This is a genomic window from Streptomyces sp. CS113 (genome assembly GCF_002188365.1).
GTDB lineage: Bacteria > Actinomycetota > Actinomycetes > Streptomycetales > Streptomycetaceae > Streptomyces > Streptomyces tendae.
The window spans coordinates 35674-57122 of sequence record NZ_KZ195574.1 but is presented as its reverse complement, the minus strand read 5'-3'; the positions used below and the strand labels follow the sequence as shown (position 1 = coordinate 57122).

The following is a 21449-nucleotide window of genomic DNA, read 5'->3' as shown; positions in this document are numbered from 1 at the left end:
CGCGCAGGAGGAACGCCATGTACGACGCGATTGTCATCGGTGCCCGTTGTGCGGGTTCACCGACGGCCATGTTGCTGGCCCGGCAGGGTTATCGCGTCCTGCTCCTCGAGAAGGCGCAATTCCCACGGGACAAGCTTTCCTCGCACTACATCCATCAGCCGGGCGTGGCACTGCTCGGCCGGTGGGGGATCCTCGACGACCTCGTCGAAGCCGGCTGCCCCGGGATCAACCGGGAGAGTTACCGGGGCCCCGACGTCCGGCTGGACGGCTTCTCCCTGGCGGTCGACGGCTACCGGACGACCTATGCGCCGCGGCGGTTCGTGCTGGACCCGATCCTCGCGCGTGCCGCTGTGGCGGCCGGCGTGGAGTTCCGGGAGTCCTGCACCGTCACCGGCCTGGTCTTCGAGAACGACCGGGTCGTCGGTGTGCGGTACCGGACGCCCGCCGGCGCCGAGACGACGGACCGGGCGCGGCTGGTCGTCGGCGCGGACGGCATGCGGTCCCTGGTGGCTCGCGAGGTCGGTGCGCGCAACGTCATCGAGGACCCGCGGATGACGTGCACCTACTACAGCTACTGGTCCGGTGTCCCCGCGCACTTCGAGCTGTTCGACCGCCCGGGTCGCTGGGTCGCCGCCGTTCCCACCAACGACGACCTGACGCTGATCATGACCTACTTCCCGCAGCGCGAGTACGCGGGCGTCCGCACCGCGGTGGAACCCGCCTACTTGGAGGCCGTCCGCAGCACGGCGCCCGAGCTGTACGAACGCATGTCGGCGGGCACGCGGGAGGAGCAGCTGTACGGCACGGGGCACCAGGAGAACTTCTTCCGCGAGGCCCACGGGCCCGGTTGGGTGCTGGTCGGTGACGCGGTGCACCACAAGGACTCCATCACGGCGCGCGGCATCACCGACGCCTTCGAGCAGGCGCAGTCGCTCGTCGAGTACATCGGGGACGGACTGCACGACGAGGCCGCGCTCAGGGTGGCGCTGAAGCGTTACGAGAGTGGGCTGAACGCCGGTTTCCTCAACCTGTACAAGGGCGTGCTCAACGTGGCCGAGCTGAAACCGGAGGGGCGCACGGAGATGCTGCGGCACCTGGTCGGCCACCAGGAACTGATCGACCGGTACTTCTCGACGGTGTCCGGCGCGTGCTCCTTCGACGACTTCTACAACGCCGAACTTCTGGCCGTACTCGACCAGGTCTGAGTATCGCCGCATTCCTGATGGTTCTGCCGATTTGGAGACAGCATGATCCCGTTGTCGTTCGCGCAGCGTCGGCTCTGGTTCGTGGACCGGTTCGAGGGCCCGTCACCGACCTACAACGGCGCGCTCGGTCTGCGGCTGACCGGTGAGCTGAGCGTGAGCGCGCTGGAGTCCGCGCTGTGCGACGTCGTCGACCGGCACGAGGTACTCCGTACGGTGATCATCGAGGACGGCGACGGTGTCCCCTACCAGCAGGTGCGGTCGTCCGCCATCGAACCGTTCAGGCTGTCGGTCGTCGACACCTCGCCGCAGCGGCGGGCGGCGGAGATCGACAAGGCCGCCACCGCGGTCTTCGACCTGGCCACCGACGCGCCGATCCGCGCGACGCTGATCGGGTCCGGGCCGGGCGAGTACACCCTGGTGCTGGTCGTGCACCACATCGCCCTGGACGGCGAGTCCTTCGGGCCGCTCCTGCGCGACCTCACCACGGCCTACGCGGCGCGTCGGCAGGGCAGCGCACCGCATTGGGAGCCGCTGCCGGTGCAGTACGCGGACTACACCCTCTGGCAGCGGGACGTCCTCGGCGACGACTCCGACCCGGACAGCCTGGCGGCCAGGCAGCTGGCGTACTGGCGCGAGGCGCTGGCGGACACGGTGCAGCCGATGGCCCTGCCGACGGACCGCCCGCGGCCGAGGGCGATGAGCCCACGTGGCGGCCTGGTCGAGTTCTCCGTCGGCCGCGACCTGCTCGCCGCCGTGGAGAAGCTGGCGGCGGAGCACGACACCACGGTGTCGATGGCGATGCACGCGGCGCTGGCGGTGCTCCTGCACCACCTCGGGTGCGGCGACGACGTGCCGATCGGCGCACCGATCGCGGGCCGCACCGACGAGGGACTGCGCGACCTCGTCGGCTTCTTCGTCAACACCTGGGTGCTGCGCGTCGACCTGTCCGGCAACCCCACCTACGCCGAGTTGCTCGGGCGTGTACGGGAACGCGCGCTCGGCGCCTACGACAACCAGGACATTCCCTTCGAGCGTCTGGTCGAACTGCTCAATCCGGACCGGTCCACCGCCTACCACCCGTTCTTCCAGGTCATGTTCGCCTGGCAGGAGGCCCCGGGCCGGCTGGACTTCGCCGGGGTCGAGGTGGAGTACCTGACGCTGGAGACCGGGACGGCCAAGTTCGACCTGTTCTTCAACATGGTCCCGGACGGCGCCGGCGGGGCGGGTTGCCGGGTGGAGTACAGCACCGACCTGTTCGACCGGGAGACGGTCGAGGGCATCGCGAGCCGGTTCGTCCGGGTGCTGGCACAGCTCGTGGCCGGCCCGGGCCGCCGGATCGGCGGCGTCGACGTTCTCGATGCGGCCGAACGGGCGCGCCTGCTCGCTCCGTTGGACATCACCGCCACAACGGTGTCCGAGCTGACCATCCCGGAGATGTTCGAGAACCAGGTGGCCAGGACCCCGGACGCGCCGGCGGTCGTGTGCGACGACCGGACCCTGACCTACCGGGAACTCGCCGACCGGGCCGACGGCATCGCCCGGGAGCTGATCCGGCGCGGTGCGGGACCGGAGGACCTGGTGGCCCTGGCGTTGCCCCGCACCGAGGACCTGGTCGCCGCACTGCTCGGAATCCTGAAGTCGGGTGCCGCCTATCTGCCGCTGGACCCGCAGTACCTCGGTGCTCGGGCGGAACGGGTGCTGTCGCAGGCGACCGTGCGGTTCGCGGTCACCGACGGGGCGACCCGGCGGGTCCTGGCGGGGCACGACGAGATCACGGTCGTCGACCTCGACGACCGCGCCGAATGGGGCTCGCCCGACGGGGCGCCGGGCGCCACGGACCCGATCCCTCGCCCGGCCCCGGACAACCTGGCGTACGTGATGTACACCTCCGGTTCCACCGGCGCGCCGAAGGGCGCGGCGATCACCCACCGCAACGTCGTCAACGGGGTGCTCGAACTGGTGCGTGGCATCGACGCTCCGCCCGGCTGGAAGATGCTGGCCGGCACCTCCGTCAACTTCGACGTCTCGGTCTTCGAGCTGCTGTCCACCCTGTTCAACGGCGGCACCGTCGAGCTGGTGCCGAACGCGCTGGCGCTCGCCGAGCGCGGCGCCTGGGACGGCCACGTGATCAGCGGCGTCCCGTCGGTGCTCGGCGAACTCGTCGATCACCTGGACACGTCGCCCCACGTGCACACGGTGGTCTTCGCGGGTGACGTGCTGTCGGCCGGGCAGGTGCGCCAGACGCGGCAGTGCCTGCCCGCGGCGCGGATCGTCAACTCCTACGGACAGAGCGAGAGCTTCTACGCCACCATGTTCTCCCTGCCGGCGACCGAGGAGTGGGGCGAGGGAGACGTCGCGCCGATCGGCACCCCCCTGGGGAACATGCGTGCCTACGTGCTGGGCCCCGAGCTGGCCCCGGTGCCGCGGGGCGTGGTGGGCGAGCTTTACGTGGTGGGCACCTGCCTGGGGCGCGGATACCACGACCGTGCGGCGATGACCGCCCAGCGGTACGTCGCGAGCCCGTTCGGTCCGCCCGGCGAGCGGATGTACCGCACCGGTGACCTGGCCCGGTGGAACAAGCAGGGTCAGCTGGAGTGCGTCGGCCGGGCCGACGCGCAGACCAAGATCCGCGGCTTCCGCATCGAACCGGCCGAGGTCGAGGCGGTGTGCGAGCTGCATCCCGGGATCTCCCAGGCCGTGGTGGTCGCCAGGCAGGAGCCGAACGGAGTGCGGCGGCTCGTCGCGTACGTGGTGCAGATCGGCGAGGGAGCCGTCGGTGACGACGGCGCCGGCGGCATCGGCGCCGTGGACCTGCAATTCGGTGTGTCGGCCGCCGAGCTGCGCACGTTCGTCGCGGCGCGACTGCCCGACTACATGGTGCCGTCCGCGTTCGTCGTCCTCGGCCGACTGCCGCTGGGACCGACCGGCAAGGTGGACCGCTCCGCGCTGCCGGAACCGGAGTTCGTGGGCGAGGCATACCGGGCGCCGTCCACGGAGAACGAGACGATCGTCGCGACGGCGTACGCCGACGTCCTCGGGGTGGAACGGGTCGGCGTCGACGACGACTTCTTCGCGGTTGGCGGAGACAGCCTCCGGTCGATTCAGGTGGTGGCCCGGGCGCGGGCCCGTGGCCTGGTCGTCACCACACGGGAGATATTCGAGCACCGGACGGCGGCCCGGCTGGCCGAGGTGGCCGCGGCCCGCGGTGACCAGCCGCCCGCGCTCGCGGAGGACGAGGCCGGCGGCATCGGCCCGATGCCGCTTCCGCCGGTGGCACGACAGGTGTTCGAGCGCGGCGGCGTGACCAGTCGCTACGCCATGTCGATGGTGCTGGAGCTACCGTCCGGCATCCACAGCGGCACACTGGCCGCCACGCTGGACGCGGTGCTCGACCGGCACGACCTCCTGCGGGCGCGGCTGGCCGGCGGCGACGAGCCGTCCCTCGTGGTGTCCGCGCCGGGCAGCGTCCGCGCCGAGGAACTGATCCGTCGGGTGCCCTGCGACGGGCGGTGGGAGGAGCCGGCCACCCTGGCCGCGGCGAAGGCGGCGCTCGACGACGCGACCGGACGGCTCGACCCGGAAGCCGGGATCATGGCCGCCTTCGTCTGGTTCGCGCCGAAGGCGGGTGCCGGCCGCCTGCTTGTGGTGCTGCACCACCTGGTCGTGGACGGTGTCTCCTGGCGCATCCTCATGTCCGACCTCGCCGAGGCATGGCAGCAGGTCGGCTCCGGCCGGACGCCGGAACTGCCCGCGGTGGGCACTTCGGCCCGCCGATGGGCGTCGGCGCTGCGCAGCAGAGCCCTCGGCCCCGAGGCGGCGGCGGAGCTGCCGTTCTGGCACGGCCTGCTCGCCGAGCCGGAACCCGCGCTGGGCGCCCGGGCGTTCGACCCGGAGGTGGACCTGATGTCCACGGTCGACAGCATCCCGGTGGAACTGCCCGCCGAGGTCACGGAAGCGGTGCTGACCAAGCTCCCCGCGGCCTTCCACGGCACCGGGACCGATGTGCTGCTCGCGGCTCTCGCCGTGGCCCTGGAGCGCTGGCACGGCCGGGACCGCCCGACCCTGGTCCGGTTGGAGGGCCACGGACGTGAGGAGGACAGCGTCCCCGGGGCGGACCTCTCACGGACCGTCGGGTGGTTCACCAGCATGTATCCGGCCCGGGTCGACGTGCGCGGGGTGGACCTGGCCGACGCGTTCGCCGGCGGCCCCTCGGCCGGGAAGGCGATCAAGCTCGTCAAGGAGCAACTGCGCGCCATCCCCGACAAGGGCATGGGGTTCGGGCTGCTGCGCTACCTGAACCCCGAGACGGCGGCCCCGCTCGCGGAGCACCGGCCGCCCCAGCTCGGCTTCAACTACCTCGGCCGGATCTCGGACACCGACGTGCCGGAACACCTGCGAGCCGCGGGATGGGGGCCGTCGCCGGCATGGTCCGCGGCGCTGGTCCCGCAACCGGACCCGGACCTGCCCGTGCTGTCCGCGCTCGAAGTCAACGCCGTCGCCACGGACGGTCCCGACGGCACCCGGCTCCAGGCGGTTTTCGCCTTCCCCACCGGGGTGCTGACCCGTGAGCGGACCGCGGAGCTGGCCGAGCTGTGGGTCCGGGCGCTGTCCGGGATGGCGGCCTACGCCGCCGGCCCTGACATCGGCGGGCTGACCCCGTCGGACACCCCGCTGGTCACGGTGGGGCAGGACGAGATCGAGAGCTGGGAAACCCGGTACGGAAAGCTGACCGAGGTCTGGCCGGTCACCCCGGCACAAGCCGGAATCCAGTTCCAGGCGGCGGTTGCCGAGGGCAGCTTCGACGTCTACCACATGCAGTTCGTCATGCAACTGTCCGGGCCCGTGGAACCGGCGCGGATGCGCAGGGCGGGGCAGGCACTGCTCGACCGGTACCCGAACCTGCGCTCGGCGTTCGTCACCGCCGCGAGCGGCGATCCCGTGCAGGTCGTCGCCGAACACGTCGACCTGCCGTGGCGGCACATCGACGCGTCCGGCCACGGCGGGGCCGAACGGGAGGAACTGCTGCGTCGGCTGCTCGCCGAGGACCGCACCGACCAGTTCGACCCCGCCCGGCCGCCGCTGATGCGCCTGGCACTGATCACCCAGGGGCCCGAGCGTTCCACACTCGTCGTCACGGCGCACCACACGCTGTTCGATGGCTGGTCGTCTCCGCTGGTCATCGCGGAACTGAGCCGGCTGTACACCGGGTCGAGCGGTCTGCGCCCCGTCCCCAGCTACGCCGGATACCTGAGCTGGCTGCGCGCACAGGACCGGGAGGCGACGGCCGCCCGGTGGACGGCGGAGCTGGCCGGCTTCGACGAACCGACCCTGGTCGCCCCGACAACACCGGCCGAGGGCACTACGGCCGGCCTCGGCCGGGTCGCGGTACCGCTCTCCATCGACAAGGGACGCGGGCTCGCCGCACGCGCCGCGGAGCTGGGCGTCACGCTGAACACGCTGCTGCAAGGCGCGTGGGCGGTGGTCCTCTCGACGCTTACCGGGCAGCAGGACGTGGCATTCGGCGCGGCCGTCAACGGCCGTCCCGCGGACGTGCCGGGCTCGGACGAGATGATCGGCCTGTTCATCAACAGCCTGCCGATCAGGGTGTCCTGCCGACCGGAGCAGAGCGTCGCCGACATGATCACCGAGTTGCAGGCCCGGCAGACCGCGCTGCTCGACCACCACTACTACGGTCTGGCCGACATCCAGCGCGACACCGGGATGCCCGCCCTGTTCGACACGATCATCGCGTTCGAGAACTACCCGATCGACCACGCGGGCATCACGGAGGCGAACTCCGCGGCGGGCTTCACCATCGACAGCATCCAGCCGTTCGCGGGCTCGCACTATCCGCTCAGCCTCAACGCGGCGGACCCCTACCTGCGCCTGTCCATCGACCATCAGAAGAACCTGTACGACCGCGAGGCGGCCGAGGCCGTCGCCACCCGGCTGAGCCGCGTGCTCGAGCAACTGCTCGCCGACCCGACGACACCCGTCGGCGCCATCGACGTCCTCGCGGACCACGAGCGCGCATGGCTGACGCGGCGGGGCGAGGGCAGAGTCACGGCGGTCACGGCCGACGCCTCGCCGGCCACCCTGTCCGACGCGTTCGCGGCCCAGGCCGGGCGGACCCCCGACCGCCCGGCGGTGGTCGGGGAGACCGAGACCCTGACCTACCGGGAGCTGGACCGGCGGGCCAATCGGCTGGCGCACTGGCTGATCGAACACGGCGCGGGGCCCGAGGCGGTGGTCGCGGTACGGGTTCCCCGCTCCGTCGACCTGGTGGTGGCACTTCACGCGGTGGTCAAGGCGGGCGCGGCGTACCTGCCGGTCGGCACCGACCTGCCCGAGGACCGGGTGCGGCACATGTACGAAGCAGCGCCACCCCTGCTGGTGATCGACCGGACACTCCCGGACGTGTCCGGCTACTCGGAGGCGGACCCGGGTCGCGCGCTGTCGCCGGACAACGCCGCCTACGTGATTCACACCTCAGGATCGACCGGCGGCCCCAAGGGCGTGCGGACATCACATCGGTCGATCATGAACCGGCTGCGCTGGATGCAGGACGAGTACGGGCTCACCGGCGACGACCGGGTGCTGCAGAAGACACCGGCGTCCTTCGACGTCTCGGTGTGGGAGTTCTTCTGGCCGTTGCAGCAGGGCGCGGCGCTGGTGGTCGCGGCCCCCGACGGACACCGGGACCCGGCCTACCTGGCGCGGCTGATCAGCGAACAGCACGTGACCACCTGCCACTTCGTACCGTCGATGCTGCAGGCGTTCCTGGCCGAGCCTGCGGCCGCACAGTGCGCCGGCGAGCTGCGCCGGGTGTTCGCCAGCGGTGAGGCCCTGCCGCGGGAGACGGCGAACGCCTTCGCCCGCACGCTGCCTGGCGTCGAGCTGCACAACCTGTACGGGCCGACGGAGGCGGCCGTGGACGTCACCCACCACGCATGCGTCCCCGACGCCCCCGGTCCGGTGCCGATCGGGGAGCCGATCCACAACACCGCGGTGTATGTGCTCGACCCGGCGCTGCGCATGGTCCCGCCGGGAGTGGCGGGCGAGCTGTACCTCGCGGGCGCCGGGCTCGCCCGGGACTACGCAGGCCGGACCGCGTTGACCGCGAGCCGGTTCGTGGCGTGTCCGCACGGCGCGCCGGGCGCCCGGATGTACCGCACGGGTGACCTCGTGCGGTGGAACCGGGACGGCGCGCTCGAATACCTGGGCCGCAACGACCTCCAGGTGAAGATCCGCGGCTTCCGCATCGAGCTGGGCGAGATCGAGAACACCCTGTCCCGCCATCCCGCCGTCTCCCAGGCCGTGGTGGCCGCCCGCCAGGACACCACCGGTGACCAGCAGTTGGTCGGCTACGTGGTGGTGGACCCGGAGGCGGCGCCTGCGGTGGTGCGGCTGCGCGAGCTGGCCGCCACCGGACGGCTGACCGGGGTGGAGCTGCACGAGCTGCCGAACGGGATGACGGTGGGAGGCCGCAACAAGTCGAACATCTCCTACCTGTACGACGAGATCTTCGAGCACCGCGAGTACGCGCGCGGTGGCGTGAGCGTCGACGACGGCGCGTGCATCGTCGATGTCGGCGGGCACGTGGGGATGTTCGGTCTGTGGGCCGGATCCGTGGCGCGTGACGTGAAGCTGTACGCGTGTGAGCCGATCCCGGAGACGGCCGACTTCTACCGCCTCAACGCCGACCTGCACGGCCTTGCGGCCGTCGTGACGACGTGCGGGATCTCGGATGCCCCGGGCCACGCCCGGTTCACGTACTACCCCGAGATGTCCATGATGTCCGGGCGCTACGCGGACGAGGCGGCGGAGCAGGAGACGCTGCGCCGGGTACTCGCCAACGACGGCACCACACCGGCCGTCGAGGACGACCAGCTGACCGACATGCTGTCCGACCGGCTGGCGAGCACCCAGGTCGACGTGGAACTGCGCACCGTGTCGCAGGTGATCCGGGACAACGGGCTCACCCGCGTGGACCTGCTGAAGATCGACGCGGAGAAGAGCGAGCTGGCGGTCCTGCACGGCATCGAGCCCGGACACTGGCCGATCATCCGTCAGGTCGTGGCGGAAGTGCACGACGTCGAGGACCGGGTCGCGGTCATCAGGCAGATGCTGGAGACCAGGGGCTTCAGGGTCGTCGTGGAGACCCCCGAGGGACTCGAAGGCACCGGGATGAGCCAGGTGTACGCCACCCGGCCGGACGATACCGAGCGGTCGGCCGGGGCGTCGCCGGCCCGCACGGGCGCCCGGTGGCACAGCCCGGACCAGCTCGTCCGCGACCTGCGCGCGGACCTGGAACAGCGGCTGCCCGAGTACATGGTCCCCGGGCACCTGGTGATCCTCGACGAGCTTCCGCTGACCTCGAGCGGCAAGGCCGACCGCAAGGCGCTGCCCGCGCCCGACCGGGCCGGCGCGGCGACCGGGCAGACGCCGCGCAATCACAACGAGGAAGTCCTGTGCGGGCTGTTCGCCGAGCTGCTCGGGATGGAGGAGATCGGCACCGACGTCGACTTCTTCGAAAGCGGCGGGCATTCGCTGCTCGCCACCCGGCTGATCGGCCGCATCCGTCGGGAGTTCAACGTCGACATGAAGGTCACGACGGTGTTCCGCTGCCCGACCGTGGCCCAGTTGGCGGTCCTGATCGATGAGATGGCCACCTCGAAGCGCCCTCAGCTGCGACCGATGAACGCGTAGGAGCGTCGATGATCCCGTTGTCCTTCGCCCAGCGCCGGCTGTGGTTCCTCAACCACCTGGAGGGCTCTTCCGCTACCTACAACGTCCCGTTCGTGCTGCGGCTGGAGGGGCCGCTGGACACCGCGGCCCTCGACGCGGCGGTGCGCGACGTCGTCACCCGGCACGAGAGTCTGCGGACCCTGATCGTGGAGGACTCGGGCGGCACACCCGCGCAGCGGGTCCTCGGCCCGCAGGAGGCGGCCGTCCCCTTCCGGGTGATCGACATCGCCGCGTCCGCGGTGGACGCCGCGATGCACGAGGCCGCGTGCGCGGGATTCGACCTGAGCGCGGAGCTTCCGCTGCGGACGACGGTCTTCCGCACCGCCCCGCAGGAGCACGTGCTGATGTTCGTGTTCCATCACATCGCCGCCGACGGATCGTCCATAGCCCCCTTCCTCGACAACCTGGCGTCCGCCTACGCGGCCCGCTGCGAGGGGGTCGCGCCGGTGTGGGAACCGCTGCCGGTGCAGTACAAGGACTACACGCTGTGGCAGCAGCAACTGCTCGGTGACGAGAACGACCCGGAGAGCGTCGCCGCACCGCAGCTCGCCTACTGGCGGCAGGAACTGGCCGGGGTGCCCCAGCCGATCGCCCTGCCGCTGGACCGGCCCCGGCCGACGCACGCCGACCACCGCGGCGGCCACGTGTCCTTCGAGCTGGCACCGGAGCTGCTCGCCCGGCTGGGCAAGGTGGCCGCCGACCGGGGCGCCACGGCACCCATGATCGCCCAGGCCGCGCTGGCGGTGTTGTTGCAGAAGCTGGGCGGCGGCGACGACGTGACCGTCGGCAGCCCGATCGAGGGGCGGACCGACGAGGCACTCGCCGACCTGATCGGGTTCTTCGTCAATACGTGGGTGCTGCGCGCGGACCTGTCGGGGACCCCGTCGTTCGACGCGCTGCTGGACCAGGTACGCGACAAATCCCTCGCCGCGTACGACAACCAGGACATCCCCTTCGAACGGCTCGTGGAACTGCTGGAGGTGGAGCGCTCGACCTCGTACCCGCCGCTGTTCCAGGTGATGCTGGCCTGGCAGTTCGTGTGGTCGCGGTTCGAGCTGCCGGGCCTGCGGGTGACTCCCGTCCCGGTCGGCACCGACACCGCGAAGCTCGACCTCTACTTCAACATCATCCCGGACGCGACCGGGCGTGCGCACGGCCGGCTCGAGTACGCGACGGAACTGTTCGACCACGCCACGGCCGTCAAGATCGTCGAGCGGTTCGTGCGCATCCTGAAGCAGGTCGCGCGGGACCCGGAAGTCTCCTTGGCGGACCTCGACGTGCTCGGCCCGCAGGAGCGGGAGCGGCTGTTGGTGGAGGTGAACGACACCGCCGAGCCGACGCTGGACGGGGGGTTGGTGGCGGCGGTGGCGCGGCAGGTGCGTGCGACGCCGGACGCGCTCGCCGTCGTCGCGGAGGAGGATTCGCTCACCTACCGGGAGCTGGACGCGCGGTCGAACCGGCTGGCCCACTGGCTGATCGACCGCGGGGCGCGGCCGGAGTCGCTGGTGGCCGTCACCCTGCCCCGGACCGTGGATCTCGTGGTCGCGCTGCTCGCGGTGCTGAAGTCGGGGGCGGCGTACGTCCCGGTCGATCCGGACCACCCGCAGGCCCGGATCGACCACATCCTCTCGGACGCCCGCCCCGTCCTCGTGCTGGACACCGCCCTCCTGGCCGAGGCGGTCACCACCGGGCACGTGGAGTCGGCGCCCGCCGTCCGCGTCGCGCCGGACAGCATCGCGTACGTCATCTACACGTCGGGTTCGACGGGCACGCCCAAGGGGGTCGCCGTCTCCCACGCCGCACTGGCGAACTTCCTGGCCGCGGCGGGCCGGCGGATTCCGCTGTCGCCGGGGGACCGGTGGCTCGCGGTCACCACGGTGTCGTTCGACATCGCCGCCCTCGAGCTGTATCTGCCGTTGGTGTGTGGTGCGGCGGTGGTGGTGGCGAGGCGGGAGGTGGTGGTTGATCCGGGGGCGGTGGTGGCGTTGTTGCGTCGTCATGGGGTGTCGGTGGTGCAGGCGACTCCGGCTTTCTGGCAGATGTTGTTGGCGTACGAGCCGGGTGCGGTGCGGGGTTTGCGGGTGGTGGTGGGGGGTGAGGCGTTGCCGGTGCGGTTGGCGGATGTGCTGGCGGGTGAGGCGTTGGAGGTGGGTAACTGGTACGGGCCGACGGAGACGACGGTGTGGTCGACGACGGCTGCGGTGGTGGTGGGGGGTGGGGTGTCGATCGGGGTTCCGATCGGGAATACGCGGGTGTTCGTGTTGGATGAGCGGTTGCGTCCTGTGCCGTGGGGTGTGCAGGGGGAGTTGTACATCGCGGGTGCGGGGTTGGCTCGGGGGTATCAGGGGCGGCCGGGGTTGACGGCTGGGCGGTTTGTGGCGTGTCCGTTCGGTGGTGGGCGGATGTATCGCACGGGTGATGTGGTGCGGTGGGGTCGGGGTGGTGGGCTGGAGTATGTGCGGCGGTCCGATTTCCAGGTGAAGGTGCGGGGTTTTCGGATCGAGCTGGGTGAGATCGAGCATGTGCTGGCGGGTCATCCGGGGGTGGCTCAGGCGGTGGTCGTCGTGCGGGAGGACGAGCCGGGGGACAAGCGTCTGGTGGGCTATGTGGTGCCCGAGGAGACCGGCGATGCGGCGACGGAGCCCCTTGTCGCGGAACTCGCCGAACACCTTGCCCGGCAGCTCCCCGACTACATGGTTCCGGCGGCGCTGGTCCCGCTGCGGGAGATCCCGCTGACCCCGAACGGGAAGGTCGACCGACGGGCACTGCCGGCGCCCGACTACGCCCGGCGGTCCACGGGGCGGGCACCGAGCAACCCGGCCGAGGAGACCTTCTGCGCGCTGTTCGCCGAAGTGCTCGGCCTGGACCGGGTCGGCGTCGACGACGACTACTTCGCTCTCGGCGGGGACAGCGTTCGCTCCGTCCAGGTCGTCGCCCGGGCGAAGACCCGCGGCCTCGCGGTCGGCGTCCGGGACATCTTCGAGCACCGCACGGTCGCCCGGCTCGCAAAGCTGGTGGCCGCCCGCGACGAGGAGGAACCGGCCCTCGGCGAGCTGCCGGGCGGCGGCACCGGCTGGGCACCGCTGCCCCCGACCGCGGCGCACACCCGCCCGCTCCACGGCGGTGCCGAGCGGGCCTGCGCCTCCCGGTTGCTGACCCTGCCCGCGGACATCGACCGCGCGGAGCTGGTCAGGGCCATACAGGCGGTGCTGGACCAACACGACGCACTGCGGGCGCGCTTCGACCGGACGCGGCCGGGACTGCTGATCGAGCCCCCGGGCAGCGTGTCGGCCGACGCGCTGTTGCGGCACGTCCGCTGGGCCGCCGACGACGACCCCCTCCCCGCCGAGCTGGACGCCGCCGCGGGCCGCCTCGCCCCGGACGCCGGCGTGACGTCGCAGTTCGTGTGGCTCGACTCGGCCACCCGCGGTCACCGGCTGTTGGCCGTCGTGCACCGGTTGGTCATGGACGACACGTCGTGGCGCATCCTGGTCGCGGACCTGGTACGTGCCGGCCGGCAGGCGCGCGGGAACGGGACCCCGGCGCCGGCCCGGGCCGGCACCTCGTTGCGACGGTGGATGCACGCGCTCGCAGACGACGCGGCCACCGCACCGCGACGGGCCGAACTGCCCGCATGGCGTGCGGTGCTGGGCGAGAAGGGGGCTGCGCTCGACGAGCCCGAGCCGGGCAACGGCGCCCCCACAGGCCCGGACAGCGTACGGGTCCGGGTGCCGGCGAACGTCACCGAGGCCGTACTGACGGTGCTGCCCGCGGTGTTCCGCGCCGGTGTCGACGACGGGCTGCTCACCGGACTCGCCCTGGCGCTGGCCCGCTGGCGCCCGGCGACCGGGCAGCAGGGTCCTTCGGCCCTGGTCCGCCTGACCGCACGGGCCCGAGACGAGCACGTCGTACCCGGCGCCGACCTGTCCCGCACGATCGGCCCGCTCACCGCGGTGTTCCCGGCCCGGCTGGACCTGACCGGGATCGACGTGGCCGATGCCTTCGCAGGCGGACCGGCCGCCGGGCGGGCGGTCAAGGCCGTCAAGGAACAGCTGCGGTCCCTGCCGCACGCGGGCTTCGGCTACGGCCTGCTGCGGCACCTGGACCCGGACACCGCCGCCGAGTTCACCGATGCCCCCGAACCGCGCATCGGCTTCACCCATCACAGTGACCCCGCCGGCCCTCCCGGCGGCGCTCGGGGCGAGGGGTGGCGGCCGGACACGGCGTACCAGGACCCGCACGGCGCGCTGGACGCGACCCGGCTGTTCCGGTCCGCGCTGGAGATCGGCACGACGACCACCGTCACCCCGGAAGGGCCCGAGCTGACCGCCTGCTTCGCCTTCCCGGCCGACGCGTTCTCCCGCGCCGAGGTGGGCGAGCTGGCCGCGCTGTGGGCCGAGGCCCTGACCGCGCTGGCCCGGCACGCCACGACACCCGACGCCGGTGGGCCGACTCCGACGGATGTGCCCCTGGTCGACGTGGAGCAGGACGAGATCGACGCCTGGCAGGACCGCTACGGCAGGCTGACGACCGTGTGGCCGGTCACCCCCGCGCAGTCCGGGATCCTGTTCCACAAAACACTCGGCGGGGCGTCGTTCGACCCGTACCACGTCCAGCTCGCGCTCCGGCTCTCCACCGCGGTCGACCCGGAACGGATGCGCCGGGCCGGCCAGGCACTGCTGGCCCGCCATCCCAGCCTGCGAGCCGCGTTCGTCGACCGGTCCGAGGGCGATGTCGTGCAGGTGGTGCCCGAGACGGTGACACTGCCGTTCCAGTACCTCGACCTGACGGGCGGCGCCGCGCCGGACCGGACCGAGGCGTTCGAACGGTTCCTCGTGCGGGACCGGGCCACCTACTTCGACGTGGCCGCCCCACCACTGATCAGGCTGGCACTGGTCATGGTCGAACCGGACCGCCCCCAATTCGTGCTGACCGCCCACCATTCGCTGATCGACGGCTGGTCCCTGCCGCTGCTGATGCGAGACCTGCTGCTCCTCTACGCCGCCGACGGCGATCCGGCCGCCCTGCCCGCGGCCCACGACTACGGTGACTTCCTCTCCTGGCTGGTAGCGCAGGACCGGGACGAGGCGGCGCGGGCCTGGGCGGCGGCGCTGGAGGGAATCGAGGGGCCGACACTCCTGGCGTCCGACCCCACGGGCGACGGCCGGCGCGCGGCCGAGCCGGGAACGGGGCGGGGGCAGCTCGACTTCGCGTTCCCGCCCGACGAGGCGCGGGCCCTCAACCGCCGGGCCGCCCAGCTGGGCGTCACGGTCAACACCGTGGTCCAGGGCGCCTGGGCACTGCTGCTCGGCCGGCTCACCGGCCGCGAGGACGTGGTCTTCGGCGCGACCGTCGCGGGCCGCCCGCCCGCGGTGACCGGCGTGGAGTCGCTGGTTGGAATGTTCATCAACACCGTTCCCGTCCGCGTCGGTTACGCGCCGGGCGACACCCTCGCCGAGGTCCTGGTCCGGCTTCAGGAGCGGCAGGTCGACCTCATGGAGCACCAGCACCACGCGCTCTCCGAGATCCAGCAGTCGGCCGGCCTGCACACCCTGTTCGACACGTTGGTCGTCTTCGAGTCCTACCCGATCGACTGGGACGGGCTCAGCGCGGCGGGCGCGGCCGCGGACGGCATCACCTTCGGAGACTTCCGCCCGTCCACCGGAACCCACTATCCGCTGACCCTGATGGCCGCCGCCGATCCCCACCTGCGCTTCACGCTCCAGTACAAGGAAGGTGAGATCGACCGGGACACGGCGCAGGCGTGCGCGGCCCGTCTGGTCCGCGTCCTGCGGCAGCTCGCTGCCGACCCCGGCATGACGGTCGCGCAGATCGAGGTGCTGGAGCCGGCCGAACGGGACCGGCTGCTCGTCGAGCTGAACGACACCGCCGCCGAGGTGCCGGCCGCCATGATCCCCGAGCTCTTCGAGACACAGGCCGCGCGGACCCCGGACGAGATCGCCGTGATCGACGGCGGCACGCGGCTCACCTACCGCCGGCTGAGCGCCAGGGCCGGCCGGCTGGCGCGTGTGCTGGCCGACCGTGGCGTGGGCGCCGAATCGCTGGTCGCGGTGTCGTTGCCGCGCTCGGCCGACCTGGTGGTGGCACTGCTCGCAGTCCTGAAGGCGGGCGGCGCCTACCTGCCGGTCGACCCCGAGTACCCCAGGAAGCGCATCGAGGCCGTCCTCGACCAGGCCGGGCCGCACCTGGTGCTGACGGACTCGGCGACCCTGGCCGCGCTGCCGGACCACGACGCCCCGAACGTCCTGCTCGACACCCTCGACCTTGGCGACGACGACACCCTCCCGCCCCCACGGCCGCCGCTCCGGCAGCAACTGGCATACGTCATGTACACCTCCGGATCAACGGGCACGCCCAAGGGCGTCGCCATCACCCACGACAATGTGGTCAACGGCGTACTGCGGCTGGCCTCCCGGGTCGGCATGGGGCCGGGCAAGCGGCTGCTGGCCGGCACCTCGGTCAACTTCGACGTGTCGGCGTTCGAGATCTTCACGACGTTGGCGACCGGCGGCATCGTCGAGGTGGTCCGGGACGTCCTGGTGCTGGGCGAGGGCGACGGCTGGAGCGGCAGCGTCGTCTCCACCGTTCCGTCCGCCTTCGCCGAACTGCTCGACCAGATCGCCGGCCGCACCAGCGTGGAGACGGTCGTCTTCGCCGGTGAGGCGCTGCCGTCGTCCCTCGCGGAGAGGATACGGGCGGCCTTCCCCGGCGTACGGGTCGTCAACGCCTACGGCCAGAGCGAGTCGTTCTACGCCACCACCCACACCGTCCGCGAAGGCACCGGGGACGGGCGGGGCAGCGTGCCGATCGGCACCCCGCTGGGCAACATGCGGGCCTACGTGCTGGGCCCGGGGCTGTCCGTGACGCCGCCGGGAACGGTCGGTGAGCTGTACGTCGGCGGCAGTGTGGGCCGCGGCTACCACGGGCGCGCCGATCTGACGGCCGAGCGCTTCGTCGCCGACCCGTTCGGTCCGGCTGGCTCCCGGATGTACCGCACCGGTGACCTGGCCCGCTGGAACGACGAGGACCAGCTCGAGTACCTGGGCCGGGCCGACGAACAGGTCAAGGTGCGCGGTTTCCGGGTCGAACCGGCCGAGACCGAGGCCGCGCTGGTCGCGCACCCCGGGCTCGCGCAGGCCGTCGTCGTCGCCCGTGCCGGGCGCGGCGGGAGAACGGACAAACACCTCGTCGCGTACGTCGTGCCGGCCGCCGGCGAAGGCCCGGTGCCCGAGCCCAAGGAGCTGCGCGCGTTCGTCTCGGCGCGGCTGCCGGAGTTCATGGTGCCGTCCGCCTTCGTGGTCCTGGAGCGGCTTCCGCTCGCGCCGAACGGCAAGTTGGACCGGGCCGCGCTGCCCGATCCCGACTACACGGGCACCACGTACCGTGCGCCGCGCACCCCCCGCGAGGAGATCCTGGCGGCGCTGTTCGCCGAGGTGCTCGGCCTGGACCGGGTCGGCGTCGACGACAGCTTCTTCGAGCTGGGCGGGCACTCCCTGCTCGCCACCCGGCTGATCGCCAGGCTCCGCGCCGAGTTGGGGGTGGAGCTGCCCATCCGCAAGATCTTCGACATGCCGACGGTGGCCGCGCTCGCACAGTGGTCGCAAGCACCGGGCTCATCCAGCCGTCCCCGCCTGCGCAAGATGACCGTAGAGGAGTAGGGCCATGATCCCGCTGTCCTTCGCGCAACGTCGCTATTGGTTCATGCACCAGCTCGAGGGCGGTGAGACGTGGAACATGTCGGCGGCCTTCCGGCTGGAAGGGTCGTTGGACCCTGCCGCGCTCACCGCGGCGTTGCGAGACGTGGTCGAGCGGCACGAGATACTGCGCACCACCTATCTTTCCGACGGCGGCGAACTCCACCAGCACATCCTGCCCCTGGAGCAGGCATGGGACCAGGTGCGGCTGCCGGTGGTCGACGCGGCGCCGCAGGACGTCGCCGGCGCGGTCGAGGGCGCGGTCGCCCACGCGTTCGACCTCGCCACCGAGATCCCCTTGCGGGCGACCCTGGTCCGCACCTCGCCCCGGGTGCACACGCTGGTCCTGGTCGTCCACCACATCGCGACGGACGGCAGTTCCGGCGCGCCGCTGGCCAAGGACCTGGCCACGGCCTACACCGCCAGGCTGGCCGGGCGGGCACCGGACTGGGATCCGCTGCCGGTGCAGTACAAGGACTTCACGCTGTGGCAGCGCGAGGTGCTGGGCGAGGTGAGCGACCCCGGCAGTCTCGCCGCCAGGCAACTCGCCTACTGGCGCGAAGAACTGACCGGGATACCTCAGCCGCTGACCCTGCCGCTCGACCGCCCGCGGTCCGCGGAGGTCCGCACGGGCGGCGGCGTGGTCGGTTTCGCCGTGTCTCCCAAGGTGACGGCCGGTCTCGAGAAGCTGTCCGCGGGGCAAGGAACGTCCATGGCGATGGTCCTGCACGCCGCGCTTGCGGTGCTGCTGGGCAAGCTCGGCAGTGGGCAGGACATCCCGATCGCCACCCCGATCGCCGGGCGGACGGACGAGGCGATGGCCGATCTCGTCGGGTGCTTCGTGAACAACCTCGTGCTGCGGGTGGATCTCTCCGGTGACCCGTCGTTCACCGATGTCCTCGCCCGGGTGCGGGACAAAGCGCTGGCGGCCTACGAGCACCAGGACCTGCCGTTCGACGTGCTGGTCGAGTCGATCAACCCGGACCGCTCCATCGCACACCGCCCCCTCTTCCAAGTGATGTGCGGCTGGCAGAACTACGAGAAGCCGCCGCTGAGCCTGCCGGGGCTGGAGGTGGAGTTCCAGCAGGCCCTCACGGCCAGGACCATGGTGGACCTGTACGTCAGCATGGCCATGGACGAGTCGGGGCGGCTGCACGGCGACATCCAGTACGGAACCGACCTCTTCGACCACGGCACTGTCGAGGCCATGGCCGAGCGGTTCAAGCGTGTCCTCGAGCAGGTGGTCGCCGATCCGGGCATCTGTGTCGGCGACTTCGACGTGCTCGACCCGGGGGAGCGGGAGCGGCTGTTGGTGGAGGTGAACGACACCGCCGAGCCGACGCTGGACGGGGGGTTGGTGGCGGCGGTGGCGCGGCAGGTGCGTGCGACGCCGGACGCGCTCGCCGTCGTCGCGGAGGAGGATTCGCTCACCTACCGGGAGCTGGACGCGCGGTCGAACCGGCTGGCCCACTGGCTGATCGACCGCGGCGTACGGCCGGAGTCGCTGGTCGCCCTGTGCCTGCCGAGGTCCGTGGACCTGATGGTGGCGCTGTGGGCGGTGCTGAAGTCGGGGGCGGCGTACGTCCCGATCGACCCGGACCATCCACAGGCCCGGATCGACTACGTACTCGGACATTCGTCCCCGGTCCTGGTGCTCGACCCCGACACGTTGGCCGGCGCCGAACTGTCAAAGTTCCCGGACACCTCGCCCGAGGTGGTTGTGCGGCCGGAGAACACGCAGTACGTGATCTACACGTCGGGTTCGACGGGCACCCCGAAGGGGGTGTCGGTCTCTCGTGGGGCGTTGGCGAACTTCGTGGCCGCGGTCCGACGGCGGTTCCCGCTGTCGCCGGGGGAGCGGATGCTCCTCGCCACCACCGTGTCGTTCGACATGGCCAACACCGAGCTGTATCTGCCGTTGGTGTGTGGTGCGGCGGTGGTGGTGGCGAGGCGGGAGGTGGTGGTTGATCCGGGGGCGGTGGTGGCGTTGTTGCGTCGTCATGGGGTGTCGGTGGTGCAGGCGACTCCGGCTTTCTGGCAGATGTTGTTGGCGTACGAGCCGGGTGCGGTGCGGGGTTTGCGGGTGGTGGTGGGGGGTGAGGCGTTGCCGGTGCGGTTGGCGGATGTGCTGGCGGGTGAGGCGTTGGAGGTGGGTAACTGGTACGGGCCGACGGAGACGACGGTGTGGTCGACGACGGCTGCGGTGGTGGTGGGGGGTGGGGTGTCGATCGGGGTTCCGATCGGGAATACGCGGGTGTTCGTGTTGGATGAGCGGTTGCGTCCTGTGCCGTGGGGTGTGCAGGGGGAGTTGTACATCGCGGGTGCGGGGTTGGCTCGGGGGTATCAGGGGCGGCCGGGGTTGACGGCTGGGCGGTTTGTGGCGTGTCCGTTCGGTGGTGGGCGGATGTATCGCACGGGTGATGTGGTGCGGTGGGGTCGGGGTGGTGGGCTGGAGTATGTGCGGCGGTCCGATTTCCAGGTGAAGGTGCGGGGTTTTCGGATCGAGCTGGGTGAGATCGAGCATGTGCTGGCGGGTCATCCGGGGGTGGCTCAGGCGGTGGTCGTCGTGCGGGAGGACGAGCCGGGGGACAAGCGTCTGGTGGGCTATGTGGTGCCCGAGGAGACCGCCGATGCGGCGACGGAGCCCCTTGTCGCGGAACTCGCCGAACACCTTGCCCGGCAGCTCCCCGACTACATGAGGCTCGCCGCGGTGATCCCGCTCCGAGAGATGCCCCTGACAGCGAACGGGAAGGTCGACCGACGGGCACTGCCGGCGGAACGCGCGGACGTCGTGGTGGTGGGTCAGGGGCCGCGCAACGCCCACGAGGAGAAGTTGTGCGCCCTCTTCGGCGAGCTGCTCCACCGGGAACAGGTCGGCATCCACGAGGACTTCTTCGCGCTCGGCGGCCACTCGCTCATGGCCACCAGGCTCAGCTCCCGCATCCGCAAGCACTTCGGTGTGCTCATGCCCATGAGTACGATCATCAAGTACCCCACGGTGGCCGAACTGGCCTCGCTGGTGCTGGTGGGCGGCATTCCCACCGACGACGCCGACCCGTTCGCGGTCGTGCTGCCGTTGAACAGCGATCCCGGCACGGACAAGCCGCCGATGTGGTTCTTCCACCCGGCGGGCGGACTGGGCTGGCCGTACTTCAGCTTCGTCTCGCACGTCCCGGACCGGCGGGCCTACGCGCTTCAGTCCCGCGGCTCCAACGGCATCGACGCGCTCGCGGGGTCGGTGGAGGAGATGGTCGACGACTACGTCACCGAGATGCTGAAGATTCAGCCGGAGGGTCCGTTCTGCCTCATCGGCTGGTCCTACGGGGGCACGATCGTGCCGGCCGTTGCGGAGGAGCTGTGCCGACGCGGGCACGAGATCGAGCTGACCGCGGTCCTGGACGCCCAGCCGGGCGGGCAGGGGTGGACGGAGATCCACGCAGGCAAGACGGTCGCCGACTACCGGGCGGAACTCGAGGACTTCTTCGGCCAGTACATCGGTACCGACAACCAGCAGAACGTCCTGGACCGCATGGCGAGAGTGCTGGCCAACAACACGACCACCATGATGGCCTTCGATTCCCCGGTCTACCGGGGGGACCTGCTGTTCTTCAACGCCACACGCAAGGACGAACGCTACGCGCACCTGTGGCGGCCGTATGTCGCCGGGTCCATCGAGGAACACGACGTGGACGCCACACATGACGAAATGGTCATGCCGGCAGCCGTGGCCGAGTTCTTCGAAGTGATCAATCGGAAGCTTTCGGAATGACGGAGGAGAAGG

General features: G+C 71.3%; 4 protein-coding genes. All 4 read left to right on the top strand.

Annotation, left to right across the window (positions count from 1 at the left end; genetic code table 11):
* The first annotated feature begins 17 nt into the window (after window positions 1–17).
* From B9W62_RS00095 to B9W62_RS00080, 4 genes are read left to right on the top strand one after another with little or no spacing between them, the layout of a single operon-like run.
* Window positions 18–1205 carry an NAD(P)/FAD-dependent oxidoreductase gene (locus B9W62_RS00095; protein ID WP_087803947.1) on the top strand — a complete coding sequence of 396 codons (1188 nt, stop codon included), beginning with the start codon at window positions 18–20 and terminating at the stop codon, window positions 1203–1205.
* A gap of 42 nt (window positions 1206–1247) precedes the next feature.
* Window positions 1248–9914, top strand: coding sequence for a non-ribosomal peptide synthetase (locus B9W62_RS00090; RefSeq protein ID WP_087803945.1), 8667 nt, complete (start codon window positions 1248–1250; stop codon window positions 9912–9914).
* 8 nt (window positions 9915–9922) lie between these two features.
* A complete protein-coding gene (locus B9W62_RS00085; protein WP_087803944.1) occupies window positions 9923–17632 on the top strand; it encodes a non-ribosomal peptide synthetase in 7710 nt (2569 codons plus the stop codon).
* Between the two features lie 4 nt (window positions 17633–17636).
* Window positions 17637–21437, top strand: a complete 3801-nt coding sequence (locus tag B9W62_RS00080) for a non-ribosomal peptide synthetase (protein ID WP_087803941.1) — start codon at window positions 17637–17639, stop codon at window positions 21435–21437.
* Window positions 21438–21449 lie beyond the last annotated feature (12 nt).